Genomic DNA, 14,811 nt, shown 5'->3' with positions numbered 1-14,811 from the left:
CTCACCCGCCACAGAACAGCACCCGAAACGCCGGGATCAGCGGCGTTTGGGACCTCCGAGCAGCACGGGGGCACCCTGTCCTGTTTTCCGGCCGCGGAATTACGATGCCACTTCGTAAATACCTCCAGAAAGCAGGACCCCGAATCCGGGAATCACCTTCAGAGGCTCGTGAAACCCCCACGTCCCCCATTACCGAAATCAATGGCGGAATCCCCCATATGCGAGCATCCCGCCCTGTCCCGCGTCCGGACACGCGTCGGCCCCGGGTGGGATTCGCGATCCCGCCCGGGGCCGAGCCCGAGAGCCTCCGGTGTGAGCGAACCGGGGTTCAGTGGCCGGCGGCCACCAGGTGCCCCTACCCCTGCACGCCCAGTCCCTTGGCGACGCCGCCCCCGAGGTCCGGGTGCACGTTCGTCCAGTACTCCACCACGCGCTTCTTCATGTCGTCGGTGACCTCCGGCGCCGAGGCGTGCCCGACGATGTTGCTCACCATGCCGGCGCGGTCGGAGTCGGAGAGGACCTTCTCCCACAGGGCGCGCGGCTGCGAGAAGTCGTCGTCCTCCTTGTGCGGCTGGTAGGCGGAACGCACGATCTCACCGGCCACGTGGTACCCCGAACCGTTGAACGGCTCCGGGTCGGCGACCGGGCCGCCGGCGGTATTGGGGGCGTACACCGGGTCGCCGCCGTTGACGTAGGCCATGGCGCCATCGCGGTTGTAGCTGTGCACCGGCGAGGCCGGGCGGTTCACCGGCAGTTGCAGGTAGTTCGGCCCGATCCGGTAGCGGTGGGCGTCCGGGTAGGAGAACAGCCGACCCTGCAGCATCTTGTCCGGGCTCATGCCGATGCCGGGCACCAGGTTGGACGGCTCGAAGGCGGCCTGCTCGATCTCGGCGAAGTAGTTCTCCGGGTTCCGGTTCAGCGTGAACCGGCCGATGGTGATCTCCGGGTAGTCCTCGTGCGGCCACACCTTCGTGAGGTCGAACGGGTTGAACCGGTAGTCGGCGGCGTCCTCGAACGGCATGATCTGCACGTTCACCTTCCAGGACGGGTGGTCGCCCTTCCTGATGGCGTTCCACAAATCCCGGCGGTGCGCGTCGGGGTCCTGCGCCTCCATGGCCTTGGCCTCGTCGGCGGTCAGGTTCTGCACGCCCTGCTCGGTCTTGAAGTGGTACTTCACCCAGAACTTCTCGCCCGCGGCGTTGTACCAGAGGAAGGTGTGGCTGCCGAAGCCGTGCATGTGCCGCCAGCTCTTCGGGGTGCCGCGGTCGGTCATCAGGAACGACACCTGGTGCGCGGACTCGGGCTGCAGCGTCCAGAAGTCCCACTGCATGTTGTGGTCGCGCAGCTGGTTGTCGGCGCGGCGCTTCTGGGAGTGGATGAAGTCGGAGAACTTCGACGGGTCACGGATGAAGAAGATCGGCGTGTTGTTGCCGACGAGGTCGTAGTTGCCCTGCTCGGTGTAGAACTTCAGCGCGAAGCCGCGCGGATCGCGCGCGGTGTCGGCGCTGCCGAGTTCGCCGGCCACGGTGGAGAAGCGCAGCAGCAGATCGGTCCGCCGGCCCTTCTGGAACAGGCTGGCCCGGGTGTACTGGCTGACGTCCTCGGTGATCTCTAGAACGCCGTAGGCACCGCCGCCCTTGGCGTGCACCACCCGCTCGGGCACCCGCTCGCGGTTGAAGTGCGCCATCTTCTGGATCAGGTAGTGGTCCTGCAACAGCAGCGGGCCGTTGGGGCCTACTGACTGCGAGAACTGGTCGCTCGGTGCCGGGATGCCGGCGTCATCGGTGGTGTGGGGAACCCGTTCAGTCAACTGCTCGCACCTTTCGGAATCGGCTTGAAGCCGGCCTTGTCGGGAACTGCGCGGCACCGGTCGGCCCGGTGTGGCCGGCGAGCGCGGGAGCCGGCGCTCTCAGGACGGCTCCCCGGGCGCGGCGGTCCGCGCGGCCGGCTCCTCGCCCCTCGCCTGGCAGGCCGGACAGACGCCCCAGAACACCACTTCGGCCTCGTCCACCACGAATCCATGCCGGTCGGCCGGCCGCAGGCACGGTGCCGCCCCGACGACACAGTCGACGTCGACCACGGCGCCGCAGCTCCGGCAGGCGAGGTGGTGGTGGTTGTCCCCCACCCGGGCCTCATAGCGCGCGGGTGAGCTGGCGGGCTCGATCCGGCGCACCAGTCCGGCGTCCGTGAGCGCACGGAGGGCGTCGTACACGGCCTGGGTGGAGACGTGGCCGACCCTGGCCCGGACGTCGCGCGTGATGCGCTCGGTGTCCAGGTGGTCGCCGGCCCGGACGGCCTCCAGGATCGCCACCCGGGCGGCGGTGACCCGCAGCCCGGCCGAACGGAGGTTCGCGGCGTCGTCCATGCCCTCACCCTAGAACGCAAACTGGATCTGTTCAAGAAAACGAACAGATCCAGCTTACGTGTCGGACTACCGGCGTCGACTCATGAATCCCCAGGTAGGCGGCCCGGCAATCCTGCCGACGCCCGTTTCCCGGCCGTCCCCGGCTCTACGGCGCTGCTCCGCCCGAGAGCCGGTGCCGAGCCCGGCGAGGGCCGGCGCGTCAGTCGGCCGTGTCCGCCGACCACGCCGCAAGGACACGGTCGATCTCGGCGGTGAGCGCCCGCTTGTCCGCGGCCGGGAGGAACGAGGCGGACACCCCGTTGCGGGCGAGGCCGGCCAGGTCGGCGCCCGAGAGCCCGAGCCGGTGCGCGGCGCGGTACTCGCCGGTCAGGTCGGTGCCGAACATCGGCGGGTCGTCGGTGTTGAGGGTCACCAGCAGCCCGGCGTCCAGCATCGCGGGCAGCGGGTGGTCGGCCAGGGTCGCGACCGCGCCGGTGCACACGTTGGAGGTGGGCGAGACGTCCACCGGGATGCGCGTCTCCACCAGGTGCTCGACCAGACGCGGATCGCGCATGCTGTCGATCCCGTGGCCGATGCGTTCGGCGTGCAGGTCCCGCAGCGCCGACCACACGCGTTCCGGCCCGCCGTTCTCCCCCGCGTGCGGCAGGCTGTGCAGCCCGGCGGCCCGCGCGCGCTCGAAGACCCCGGCGAACGGCGCGCGGTCCACCTCGATGCCGCCGACCCCGAACCCGACGACGCTGTCCGGACCGTCGCGCAGCACCGCCTCCAGGGTCTGTTCGGCCGCCTCGACTCCGTAGTCGCCGGGGAAGTCCGGGATCCACCGCAGCCGGATGCCGTACCGGCTCTCGGCTTCGCGGCGCGCCTCCTCGATGCCGGCGAAGACCACGTGCGCGGGGACGCCACGCATGAGGTGGGCGTAGAGACTCACGTGCAGCTCGGCGTACCGCACGTTCTGCGCGGCGAGCCGGCCGGCGACGTCGCGGGTCAGCCGGGCGAAGTCCTCCTCGTCCCGCAGGGCCTGCACGGAGGTCAGGTAGACGTCGATGAAGTGCGGGAAGTCACGGAAGGCGTACCAGTCGCGGATCTCGCCCAGTGTGCGGGGGATGTCGGCCACCCGGTGCCGGGCGGCGAGGTCCAGCAGCGTCTCCGGCTGCAGCGAACCTTCCAGGTGGACGTGAAGTTCCACCTTGGGCAGGTCGCGGATCAGGGTCTCGACGGCGGACACGGCGGTCTCCTCCGCCGTCGCGGCAGGGTTGGGAGGGGTTTCGGTCATGCCGTGACGCTAGTGATCAGGCCGGGGTCACGCCAAGCACTTCGCCATATTTCTGACGTGAATTTGTCAGTATGGCGAGAGTGTCCGGCCGGACCCGGGCGCGCCGGGCCCGGCGGGCGGCGGATCAGCCGCGCCGTGGAGTCTCCAAGCGGCCGTTCACCCGGCGCGGCAGATCCAGCGGATTGCCGTCCCGGACCGCCTCGGGGAGCAGTTCCTGCGGCACCGACTGGTAGCTCACCGGGCGCAGGAACCGCCGGATCGCCGTGGTCCCCACCGAGGTGTGCAGCACCGAGGTGGTCGCCGGGTACGGTCCGCCGTGCGTCATCGCGTGGGTGACCGAGACTCCGGTCGGCCAGCCGTTCCACAGCACCCGGCCGGCCCGCTCGGTGAGCACCGGGAGCAGCCGCGCGGCCACCGGCTCCGCAGGCTCGGCGTGCACCGTCGCCGTCAGCTGCCCCTGGAGGGTACCGGCGACCGCCACCAGCTGCTCCTCGTCCGAGTAGCCCACGACGAGCGAGGTGGGGCCGAAGCACTCCTCCAGCAGCGCCTCGTGGTGGGCGAGCAGCGCCTCGGCGTCCGTGCGCAGTAGCGTGGGCGTCCAGCCCGTCTCGCCGGCGGCGCCGAGCACCAGCACCTCGGTCGCCGGATGGTCGACCAGCTCGCCCTGCCGGGCGGCGTGACCGGCGGCCACCCGGGCGTTGAGCAGCGGAGCCGCGGCACGCCCGGCCGCGTTCGCCACGAGGTCGTCCAGCGGGGTGTCCTCCGGTACCAGGAGCACGCCCGGCTTCGTGCAGAACTGGCCGGCGCCGAGCGTGAAGGAGTCCAGGTAGCCGCCGAGGATCTCCGCCCCGCGGGCCGCCGCGGCCGCGCGCGTCACGAACACCGGGTTGACGCTGCCCATCTCGCCGTAGAACGGGATGGGGTGCGGCCGGGATGCGGCGAGGTCGTGCAGCGCCCGGCCGCCGGGGATGGAGCCGGTGAATCCCACCGCGGCGGTGCGCGGGTGCAGTACGGCCCGCCGGCCGGTCTCCTCGCCGTACACCACCGCGAACACGCCGTCGGGCGCTCCGGCGTCGCGCAGCGCCCGCGTCAGCACCGCGCCGGTGCGCTCGGCCAGCCGGGGATGCCCCGGGTGCGCCTTGACCACCACCGGGCAGCCGGCGGCCAGTGCCGACGCGGTGTCACCGCCCGCCGTGCTGAACGCGAACGGGAAGTTGCTCGCCCCGAACACGACCACCGGCCCGAGCGGAACCAGCATCCGGCGGACGTCGGGGCGCGGTCCCATCCCCCAGTCGGGGTCGGCGGTGTCGACCGTGACCTCCAGGTAGCCGCCCTCATCGAGCACGTCGGCGAACAGCCGCAGCTGGAACGTGGTGCGGCCGAGTTCGCCGCGGCACCGGGCCTCCGGCAGCCGGCTCTCCGCCTGGGCGATCGGCACGAGTTCACCGGCCGCGGCGTCCAGCGCGTCGGCGGCCGCGCGCAGCATGGCCGCGCGCTCGCCCGGTCGCAAGGCGCCGAAGGCGGGGGCGGCGGCTGCGGCCGCGGTCAGCACGTGGTCGAGTTCGGCCTCGGTGGTGTCGGGGATCGCGGTACGTTCAAGCACGTCGGCCTCCAGCCATTGGTGGTCGTTCTGGTCCTCCGTTCACGCGGCACGGAGGCTCCTCCAGCCAACCATTTCGCATCCTGGCATGGAAAGCGCTTCCCACGGGGAGTGCGCGGAACGATGGCCCCGCGGTTCCGGGTGGCCGCCAACGTCTCCGGACGGCCGGAAGTGGCCAATTCAGCGTCCAGGTCGGCTGACCAGGCCAAAACCGGAACAGTACGGGAAGCAAATGAATTCGGAAAGGCATCATAGGAACGTGACGACGACTTCCCGCGGTTCCGCCGCACCCGCTCCGCGCCGCGACGCCGGCGGATCCGCGGAGTCCGGCGGCGCCAGGTGCGTCGCCACGCCCGACCCCGCCGCCGCCCCGCTGCGCCGGCTGCCCGCGCAGCAGCGGAGCAAAGCGCGGGTGCGCCGCATGCTCGACGCCTGTGCGGAGCTGCTCGACGAGGGCGGGTACGGCGAGTTGTCCACCACCCGCATCGCCGAGCGCGCCGGGGTGGCCATCGGATCTGTGTACCAGTTCTTCCCCGACAAGAAGGCCATCACCCAGGCCCTCGGCCTGCGCTATCTGGAGATGTTCAGCGAGCGGGTGCGCCTGCGGCTCGCCGACCAGAAGTTCGACCACTGGACCGACGGCGTCGACGCCATCATCGACGAGTACATCGACATGCACCGGACGGTGCCCGGCTTCCGCAGCCTGCACTTCGGCGACGTGGTCGACGTGCGGCTGCTCGACGGCGCCGCCGACAACAACCGGGTCATCGCCGACCGGCTCCGCGATCTGGTCGCCACGCTCCCGGATACGCCCGACGGCCGGGAGCTGGACCGAGCGGCCACGGTCGCGGTCGAGGCCGCCGACGCGGTGCTGAAGCTGGCGTTCCGTCACAACGCCGACGGGGACCCCGAGCTGATCACCGAGGCGAAGCTGCTGGTGCGCAGCTACCTGGGCAGGCACTTCCTCGCCGAGTGACCCCGGGCCCGGGTCCCCGGCGGCTCCGTGTCGCGATCCTGGCCGGCCGGGCACATACGGTGCCTCGCTCATCAGGCGGGGACGGCCTCCACCAGACGCGCCCCAGGTCCCGCGACACTCAAAAACCGGGACGATAGGGTATTTTCGCCGCGACGTGTGGACGCCGCCGTCCATCCTGGCAGTATGGAACCGCGGGCCGCACGCCCCCGGCCCGCGGCACGGATTCCGGCAGGTCGCCGCACGCACACCACGGGGGAGTGACGTGACGGCGCCCCAGGTCTCCCCGGACCTCTCGACACATCGGCGATCCGCCCGGTTCGCCGACGCAACCCCGGTCCGCCCCCACACTTCTCGCCCGCTCCACACCACGAGGTACACAGCACGCCACCGGTGGCCTGACGGCTCCCGGTCCAGGGCGTGCCGACAGGGGAGGGAACCTTCAGTGGTAGCAGACAGCACGCTCGCCCGGCCGCTCGCCGGGACCGCCGCCGGTGTCCCGTACCTGGCGATCCCACCGGCCCACCATGTGGAGTCGGCGCCGATGATCGTCGGACTGCACGCTTTCGAACCGCCGCGCAGCGAGGCCGCCCTCGCCGGGACGCTGCCCATGGCCGCGCTGACGGCCTGGCGGTTCTACCTCGGGCTGCCGTTGTTCGGCGCCCGGCTGCCCGAGGGCGGCGTCGCCGAGGTCAACCGGCTCGGCCAGAGCGACTACCTGATCGAACTGTACGGTCCGGTGATCGAGCAGGCCGCGGCGGAGCTCGCCCGGGCGGTCGCGGAGCTCCGCGCCACGTTCCCGGTGGCCGACGGCCCGATCGGCCTGATGGGGGTGGGCGCCGGTGGCGCCGCCGCGCTGCTCGCCCTGGCTGAGAACCGGCTGCCCATCGGCGCCATGGGAGTCGTCAACCCCATCGTCGCGCCCGCTCCGGTGCTCGCCGCGCGGGAACGCCGGCTCGGGGTGACCTACCGCTGGACCGCGCAGTCCCGTGACGTCGCCACCTGGCTGGACTTCACCGCGCGGTCGGGCGACCTCACGCGGCAGACGCCGCGCCCGCCGCTGCTCATCGTCACCGGCGGGCAGGACGAGGTGATCCGGCCGGACCGCGGTGAGGCGCTGTACCGGGCGCTGGCCCCGCACCACCACGCGCAGACGCTGCGGCACATCGTCATTCCCGACCTGGCGCACACCATGGGGCCCGAGCCGGGCCTGGAGCCAGGACCGCCCACTCCGGGCAGTGTGCTGGCCGACCGCGCGCTGACGGAGTGGTTCCACCTGCACCTGACGTCGGGCGCCGAGACCACGTTCCGTTTCGGCTGAGCCCGAAGCGCCACGTCCGCGGCCACGCGTCGGCCGGTCCGCCGGGCCGGGCCCCTTCCCGGGGTCCCGGCCCGGCCGCGCGTGTGCGCCCCTGCCGTGGGGCTCCGCGGCCGCCCGGATTTCCGGTCCCTCCGGTATCACCGTTTCGGGTGATCGACTCCGCCGGACTCGATACGGTTCTTCCCAGGAGGTACGGGATGCCGCACGTCGAGCAGGAGGGGTAGGTCCACGTGCCGGAGAGAGGATCCGCGGATCTCCGGGCCCGGGCCAGGCGGCACGGCGCGCACCCGCCGCCCGCGTCGCCATCGGTCACGATTTCGTGGCCGGGCGTTCACACGCCGCTCCACACCGCCTCTCCTGGGGGACGCTCCCCTGTCAGACGGCCCACGTTGCATGGGATCATCCCCATGACGAGCCGAGCATCTCTCCCTGCTTTTGGTTAACGTGATGACGGATCACGCGTGTCTCCTCGCGTCCCGGCGGCCGCAGCACCTCCCGCTACCGCCGCTCCCGAGGACAGGTGCCCTCTCCGGTGGGCACGGCGTGCGACAAGTTTCTCTAGGAGGGCGACCTACGTGACGGAACCGGCACCGGTCTACGCCAGTGGGGTTGACAACGAACGACTCACGGCCCAGCTCCGGTTCATCCTCGAAGTCGACAAGCTCAAGCGCATCCTGCGTCGCAACCTGCTCGTCGACGGCTCCCGGCGGGAGAACGACGCCGAGCACTCCTGGCACCTCGCCCTCATGGCGCGGGTCTTCGCCGAGTACGCGCCGGCCGGGACCGACATCGACCGGGTCGTGGAGCTGCTGCTCGTCCACGACATCGTCGAGATCGACGCCGGCGACACCTTCGTCTACGACGCGCACGCCTCGCGGTCACAGAGCGAGCGGGAGCGCGTCGCCGCGGACCGGATCTACGCGCTGCTGCCCGAGGAGCAGGGCGCGCGCGTCCGGGCGCTGTGGGAGGAGTTCGAAGCCGCCAAGACCCCCGAGGCCCGGTTCGCCAAGGCCGTGGACCGGCTCTCGCCCATGCTGGCCAACTGGCACACCGACGGCGGCACCTGGGTCCAGTACGGCGTCTCCAAGGAGCAGGTGATGGAGAAGGTGCGGATCATCGCCGAGGGGTCCGAGACGCTGGGCGCCTACGCAACGGCACTGATCGAAGACGCCGAGCGGCGCGGCTACTTCGCCGGACGCTGAGCGGCGAGCTGCCGAGCGTCCGGAGGCGTCGGCGCCAACGGCCGAAGGCCCGACCGCGCCGGCGGTGGAGGGGAGCGAGGCTGCGAGCGCGACCGGAAGCGCGGAGCGGCGAGCTGTGGAGCGCGAGCCGCCGAGCGTCCGGAGCCGTCGACGCCCCCGGCGAAGCCCCTCCGTGTCGGCGGTGGAGGAGAGCGAGGCGGGGAGCGCGACCGGAAGTGCGGAGCGGCGAGCCGTGGAGCGCGAGCCGCCGAGCGTCCGGAGCCGTCGACGCCCCCGGCGAAGCCCCTCCGTGTCGGCGGTGGAGGAGAGCGAGGCGGCGAGCGCGACCGGAAACACCTGCGGCAAGCGCGACCAGAGACACGATCCCCGGAAGTGCGAGCCGCCGCTCGGCCGGTGCCCGGGCGGCGGCTCCGGACGCTCGCGGGCCGGTCAGCCGGTGAAGACGTCGGAGAGCAGCTGGACGGCGGCGGTCAGGCCGATCACCACCACCAGCACGCGCAACGCCACCGGCGGAAGCTTGCGGCCGAATCGCGCCCCGAAGTAGCCGCCGAGCACCGAGCCCCCGGCGATGAGTCCGACCACCCGCCAGTCGGGGTCGGCGAAGGTGATGTAGAACACCGCCGCCGTCGCGTTGACGACGAAGGTCAGCGCGTTCTTGAGGGCGTTGAGGCGCTGGAGCTCCTCGTCAAGGGAGAGCCCCATGAGTCCGACGAGGATGATGCCCTGCGCCGCGGCGAAGTAGCCGCCATAGACCCCGGCGCCGTAGATGCCCACCGGAAGCAGCGGCCCCCCGTTCGGCCGCGCCGGGCGACGCCGCCGCAACCACGCGTTCAGCCGTGGCTGGGCCACGATGAGCACGCACGCGAGGGCGATGAGGACGGGGACGATGATCTTGAACACGTCCTCGGGAAGGTTGAGCAGCAGGATGCCACCGGTGATGGCCCCGAAGAACGACATGACCCCGAACCGGAGGATGCGGGACCGCTGCCCGCGCAGTTCCCGCCGGTACCCGATGGCCCCGGTGAGCGCCCCGGGCGCCAGGCCGATGCTGTTGGAGACCGTCGCGGTGACCGGGGCGAACCCCAGTGCCAGCAGCACCGGGAACGTGAACAGCGTCCCGGAACCGACCACCGCATTGATCGCACCCGCCCCGACTCCCGCCGCCAGGACGGCGAGCGCCTCCCACAGTTCCATCCACAACCCTTGCCCAACCGGCACGCCGTCCACAGCGCGTGCGCCGACCCCTCACCTGGGCTGACGTATGCATACAGTGTACGAACTGCCGGTTCCCTGTGACTCCTGGGGATGGTGTTAGTACCGACACATCCCCGGAGGCGCGGCAGGCACGCGCCTGAGACGCCAAGCGGCGTGCTCAATTGGCCGCTCCCCATGAGGGCTCAAATCCCAAACCGCGTGCTGCAAACGTTGGTGGCACTGCTTGTCCTACGGTTTCTCGTGGCCGGGAAGACGGGACTCCAGGCCGAACGAAACCCGGAGCGCGATGAGTCCAGTTCGTCATGCGCTGTATCGAGAGTTGGAGCCGTAGATGGTGTGGAAGTTGCTGCTCGTGACCGTGGCAGTCCTCGTGGCGGTAATTGCGGCACTTCTGGGTGGAATCGTGATGACGGCCAGCGGATCGAAGATCTCCGTCGCGATCCAGACGGGGGCCGCCACCTTCGCCGCTACGCTGGCACTCGTCATCAACCTGATGACGACCGTTGGTTTGATGTGATCGAAGGGCCCAACAGCCGGTGCGCGTGCGAAGGCGAAAGTCCGAGGCAACGCTGGACGGAAGGAGTGGGGTTCCGCTACGAGTCCAGCAGTTGACGCACAGTCTCGGCGATCGAATCAACCTCCGAGACGCCTGCTGGCTAGCCGTATGCCTGGTCTATCTGCGCGGCGAGGCCCTCGAAATGTCCGAGAGCAGACCTTCGTGGTCCTGGCTTGTCGCTCAGACCCGCGATCCTCGACCGCTGGCCCCACATGTGCAGCGCTGTCTGCTCGAATGGCTGCCGCGACGATCGAAGTTGGACGGTGCTGCGGGGAGCCGCCGTTTCGTGCCGCAGCTCCCTAACACCGTAGACCGAGTTCTCCGAGAGCTCATCCGAGAAATCGATCAGGCGGACGATCTCGGCGATCTCCTGGAGCAGTGTCTGCAGGAACTGTCCGCCAAGCAGGCCAGGGGTGGACAATATTTCACGCCCCGCGACTTGGTCCGATTGATGGTAGCGGCGGCGGACCCGCAGAACGGACAGCGGATGCACGATCCTGTGTGCGGGTCGGCCGGGCTGCTCATCGAGGCCGAGCGCTATGTTCGTGAACGAACAGGCCGTCATTCGAACCTCGTGCTGACGGGGCGGGACTTGCATGCCGAGACGCTGCAGATCGCCCAGATGAACCTCACCACACACGGTATCGAAGCGGATCTTGATCTGCCGGCGGACAGCCTCGCGCAGCCGACGGGCCAGACCTACGACATCGTGTTGGCGAATCCGCCGTTCAACATGGGGCCGTGGAGCGCGGATCTCCCAGCCTGGAACGATCCGCGATGGCTCGATGGCACGCCGCCTCCACGGGACAACGGCAACTTCGCCTGGATCCTGCATGTCGCGCACAGCCTCGCGCCGGGAGGCAGGGCCGTCGTCCTCATGGCCGACGGCGCCGCGTCGAGTGCCCGAGAGGTCGAACGGAGGATCCGTGAACAGCTCGTCCGCCGCGGTCTCATCGAATGCGTGATTGCGCTACCGCCCGGCTTGTTCTCCCACACACGCGCCGCCTGTTGCTTGTGGCTCCTTAGCCGGGGCTATGACCCGCACTGGAGCTGGGAAGAGACCGATGAACGCAGCACTGTCCTCTTCATCGATGCCCGAATGGCAGCCGAAAAGGTCGCTGGAACAGCACAGCGACGGCTGGCGCCTGATCGCACCGAGAAGATCCTTGGGACACTAGCCGCCTGGCGAGGTACGACACTTGCCGCAGACAGGGCGGAAACTCGCTACCACGATGAGCCCGGCTGGTGTAGCTCCCGCTCGCTCAAGGACATCGCGGATCACGAGTGGGACCTGCTCCCCCACACGTATGTATCCGAGAGACCCGAGCGAGACATGGCAACGCACCAGCGTGTCGAGAAACTCACTCGCGAGCTGTTTCGTCAGTTCGACGAGGCACACACGCTGGAGCGCCGCCTGCGATCCATCCTGGATGAGCAGTGACGCGGAACTACCCAGCGAATCACACGGTCCAGTCAAGCGATGCCGACGCCTGGCAGAGCGCGACAGTGGGCGACATCGTGAGCAATATTGAGATTACCTACGGGATCAACGCCCCGAAGAAGCACGACCATCAAAGATGCGTCTGGGCGGGCGACATCCAGCATGGACGCGTACACAGCCAACCGCCGGACCGGATGCCCCCAGCCGCGCCGCAGCACACGCGGGCGCTCTTGCGGGAGGGAGACCTCGCAGTCGTGTTGGTCGGCGACCGGGCCGGCGACGCGGCGCTGATCACCGCAAAGCATGACGGGTGCCTGGCAACACGCGCTGTCGGCATCATCAGATCGCGGAACCGGTACGCCATCCGATGGCTGCGGATCTGGTTACAAACCCCATCTGCCCGAGTGTGGACGGCTCGACATGTCTCCGCGCATGTCGAGCCGACACTGGCGCTCGGTGTACTCAAGAAGATGCCGGTGCGGCTCCCGCCGCCATGGCAGATCGACGCGGTTCACGAGTTGGTCACCATCATCGAGGCCAAGTTGGAGCTCAACCGCCAGATCGCCACCACGGCCGTCGGACTCGCGGACGCTCACCACGCCGGTCACACGCGGCAGCGCGCCTCGTGGACGTCCTGTACGTTCGGCACGGTCACGCAAGCGCGAACCGGAAAGCCCGCCTCGAATTCCGTTCCGAAGGACGGCGCGGTCAGCACCACCTGGATCAGGCCCGCCGACGTCCTGCAAGCATCACTGCCCTACCTCGAACAGAACGGCCGCCAAGGCCCCGCCGACCCCCGCGCGGTGTGCGAACCGGGGACCATCCTGCTCGCGTCTCGCCCAGAAGGAGCTCGCTGCGCGGTCAATCTGATTCCAGTAGCCCCCCACCGGGGCGTCGTCGCCGTGCGGCCTTCCGATCCTGCGGACCACTGGTGGCTGCTACACGAACTCCGTTCTCAGAGCAAGGCGCTGTCAGAGGTTGCCCAAGGCCGGCAGGCGCGCGAACTCAGCGCGCTCGCCTTCTCGCGACTGGAGGTCCGGTGGCCCGAACCGGAGGTGCGCCACCGGTTCCACCGCGTCGCGGATCCGCTGCACGCCAGGTCGCAGCAGACACTCGACGAGAATCGAGCTCTGCAGGCGCTTCTCGACAAGCTGCTGCACGATGTCTCACTCGGCCGGCTACCCGCGAACCTCCGCGAGCGCTGCCTTTTCTTATCGGGTTGATTGAGTCATACGTAGGGTTGCTCCCGCGGCCACCTTCGTGCCCTGTTACTCGATCGCTCGCATCCTGTCAATTTGTCTGTCGAGGTTGCGGACGTGGGTCGAGTTGGCACCGAAAGCCTCAACCAGGAGCGGGCGGATGACCTTCATTTCGGCCAATGCTTCGTCGACACGAGCCGCTGCAGCGAGCATCTGGGCGATGACGAAGCGGGTTTCGAGGATTTCGTCCTGCGTCGCAGCTTGGGCGTTCAGCACGTAGAACCGCAGATGCGGGAGGGCTTTGTCCGGCTTGCCGATCTCGGCGTACGCATGTCCCGCGTGGTAGGCGCAGTCGATGACATGCCGGTCATCCGACGGCAGATACTTGCGGTAATCGCGTCCCGCGGTGTCGAACAGCGAAGCGGCCTGCGTGTAATTCCCTGCGTAGAACAGCGCGGCGGCCAGGAGATGGCGCAACTGCAGCTCCAGAAACCGATCATCCCCGGCGCGCTCGATGCCATCCTCCAGGAGGTTGATAGCCTCCGAAGGCTGGTCGTTGTCCAGGAGCAGTCCGACGTTGTCTCTGAGCCGTTCGAACTCGGCATCGGTGAGCTTGCTGCGGGAGGATTCTTGGACACGGCGCTTCGGCGGAGCCAACAACGGTCGACGAAACGGTCGGGTGGGGTCGCGGCTCTCGTCGCCCCCTAGGCAATCGTTCGCTGTCGAGGTCAAGGGAACGAGCGCTTCGTAAACCGCCTCCGCGGATGGTCGCGCGTCCGGATCCTTCGCCAGCATCGACTCCACCAGAGCGTCCAGGGGCTCCGGGATCTCGGATCGCCGCGCCCGCACTGACGGCGGAATCGACTGCACGTGGTGCGCACGAAGCGGAACATCGGTTGAAGCGTGGAAGGGCACGTCGCCGGTGAGCAGTTCGCACAGCAGACAACCGAGCGAATAGATGTCGGACGCGGACGTTACCACGCGGCCGAGGGATTGCTCTGGCGACATGTACGCCGGTGTGCCAACAGTCTTGTCAACCTGTGTCAGCCGCGGCAGCCCTGCTGCTCCGCGCAGGATGGCGATACCGAAGTCGAGCACCTTCACCAGACCACCGTCGACGATCATCACATTGGCGGGCTTGATGTCCCGGTGGACGATATCCAGCCGGTGAACGTCGGCCAGCACAGCCGCGATCTGCGCTGTGATCGCAGCTGCCCAGGCCGGGCTGGGGGGCGAGACCAGGTAGTCCGTGTGGTCGAGCGTGGCCTCCAGCGTCGAGCCACGTAGCAGTTGCATGACTAGCCACAGTTGTGTGGTGCCGTCCGACGCAATTTCGACACCTGTGTCGTAAACAGCTGGAGTGCCGGGATGTTCCAACTGAGCGGTGGTGCGGATCTCGCGCAGGAACCGCCGGCGATCTCGTTCCATGGCATCGAGGATTTCGACGGCCTCTGGGCTGTTCGGCGCGGCGGGGACGGAGCCTGGAGAGGGAGGACGCAACAGCTTGATGGCCACCCGCCGATCCAGACGTTCGTCGTAGCCATGAAAGACCTCGCTCATGCCCCCGCGCCCGAGCGACCCGTCCAATCGGTATCGCCCCGCGAACAGCCGTCTTTCAGCCGGCTGCGCCGTCTCTTCCGTCACGCTCCGCCCCTCCCAAATAATG

The 14,811-nt window shown here is 69.3% G+C and carries 12 protein-coding genes; 6 read left to right on the top strand and 6 right to left on the bottom strand.

The genetic code is table 11. The annotated features are described in order from the left end of the window. Positions 1 to 355: 355 nt before the first annotated feature. The 4 genes from ACFQRF_RS00710 to ACFQRF_RS00695 form a co-directional block, all read right to left on the bottom strand. Positions 356 to 1,810: a catalase gene (locus ACFQRF_RS00710; protein WP_379868019.1), complete on the bottom strand. Its 1,455-nt coding sequence runs from the start codon at positions 1,808 to 1,810 to the stop codon at positions 356 to 358. Between the two features lie 99 nt (positions 1,811 to 1,909). Further along, positions 1,910 to 2,365: a Fur family transcriptional regulator gene (locus ACFQRF_RS00705; protein ID WP_379868018.1), complete on the bottom strand. Its 456-nt coding sequence runs from the start codon at positions 2,363 to 2,365 to the stop codon at positions 1,910 to 1,912. A 199-nt stretch (positions 2,366 to 2,564) separates the two neighbouring features. Further along, positions 2,565 to 3,638 carry an adenosine deaminase gene (gene add, locus ACFQRF_RS00700; protein ID WP_379868017.1) on the bottom strand — a complete coding sequence of 358 codons (1,074 nt, stop codon included), beginning with the start codon at positions 3,636 to 3,638 and terminating at the stop codon, positions 2,565 to 2,567. A gap of 124 nt (positions 3,639 to 3,762) precedes the next feature. Continuing rightward, the gene (locus ACFQRF_RS00695) at positions 3,763 to 5,241 is read right to left on the bottom strand and encodes an aldehyde dehydrogenase (NADP(+)) (RefSeq protein ID WP_379868016.1); all 1,479 of its coding nucleotides are present in this window, start codon (positions 5,239 to 5,241) and stop codon (positions 3,763 to 3,765) included. A gap of 418 nt (positions 5,242 to 5,659) precedes the next feature. Between ACFQRF_RS00695 and ACFQRF_RS00690 the strand changes: the two genes are divergently transcribed. The 3 genes from ACFQRF_RS00690 to ACFQRF_RS00680 all read left to right on the top strand — a co-directional run bounded on the left by ACFQRF_RS00690 (position 5,660) and on the right by ACFQRF_RS00680 (position 8,734). Next, positions 5,660 to 6,214 carry a TetR/AcrR family transcriptional regulator gene (locus tag ACFQRF_RS00690; RefSeq protein ID WP_379868980.1) on the top strand — a complete coding sequence of 185 codons (555 nt, stop codon included), beginning with the start codon at positions 5,660 to 5,662 and terminating at the stop codon, positions 6,212 to 6,214. 442 nt (positions 6,215 to 6,656) lie between these two features. Further along, complete coding sequence (locus tag ACFQRF_RS00685) at positions 6,657 to 7,532, top strand: alpha/beta hydrolase (protein WP_379868015.1); 876 nt, start codon at positions 6,657 to 6,659, stop codon at positions 7,530 to 7,532. Between the two features lie 575 nt (positions 7,533 to 8,107). Beyond that, positions 8,108 to 8,734 carry an HD domain-containing protein gene (locus ACFQRF_RS00680; protein ID WP_379868014.1) on the top strand — a complete coding sequence of 209 codons (627 nt, stop codon included), beginning with the start codon at positions 8,108 to 8,110 and terminating at the stop codon, positions 8,732 to 8,734. Positions 8,735 to 9,163: 429 nt separating this feature from the next. Here the strand turns inward: ACFQRF_RS00680 and ACFQRF_RS00675 are convergent, their stop codons facing one another. After that, entirely contained in the window at positions 9,164 to 9,928 is a 765-nt protein-coding gene (locus ACFQRF_RS00675) for a sulfite exporter TauE/SafE family protein (RefSeq protein ID WP_379868013.1), read from the bottom strand. 352 nt (positions 9,929 to 10,280) lie between these two features. Here ACFQRF_RS00675 and ACFQRF_RS00670 point away from each other — a divergent pair, with 352 nt between their 5' ends. The 3 genes from ACFQRF_RS00670 (at position 10,281) to ACFQRF_RS00660 (ending at position 13,169) form a co-directional block, all read left to right on the top strand. Further along, positions 10,281 to 10,466, top strand: coding sequence for a hypothetical protein (locus tag ACFQRF_RS00670; protein ID WP_379868012.1), 186 nt, complete (start codon positions 10,281 to 10,283; stop codon positions 10,464 to 10,466). A 325-nt stretch (positions 10,467 to 10,791) separates the two neighbouring features. Then, positions 10,792 to 11,946 (top strand): N-6 DNA methylase, encoded by a 1,155-nt coding sequence (locus ACFQRF_RS00665; protein WP_379868011.1) that lies wholly within the window; start codon positions 10,792 to 10,794, stop codon positions 11,944 to 11,946. Positions 11,947 to 12,011: 65 nt separating this feature from the next. Then, the gene (locus ACFQRF_RS00660; RefSeq protein ID WP_379868010.1) at positions 12,012 to 13,169 is read left to right on the top strand and encodes a restriction endonuclease subunit S domain-containing protein; all 1,158 of its coding nucleotides are present in this window, start codon (positions 12,012 to 12,014) and stop codon (positions 13,167 to 13,169) included. A gap of 45 nt (positions 13,170 to 13,214) precedes the next feature. On the opposite strand, the gene ACFQRF_RS00655 is transcribed toward ACFQRF_RS00660, so the two are convergent. Next, positions 13,215 to 14,789, bottom strand: a complete 1,575-nt coding sequence (locus ACFQRF_RS00655; RefSeq protein ID WP_379868009.1) for a protein kinase domain-containing protein — start codon at positions 14,787 to 14,789, stop codon at positions 13,215 to 13,217. Between the last annotated feature and the right edge of the window lie 22 nt (positions 14,790 to 14,811).

Source organism: Marinactinospora rubrisoli, from assembly GCF_042664915.1.
Lineage (GTDB): Bacteria > Actinomycetota > Actinomycetes > Streptosporangiales > Streptosporangiaceae > Marinitenerispora > Marinitenerispora rubrisoli.
This window is presented reverse-complemented; position numbering and strand designations above follow the sequence as displayed.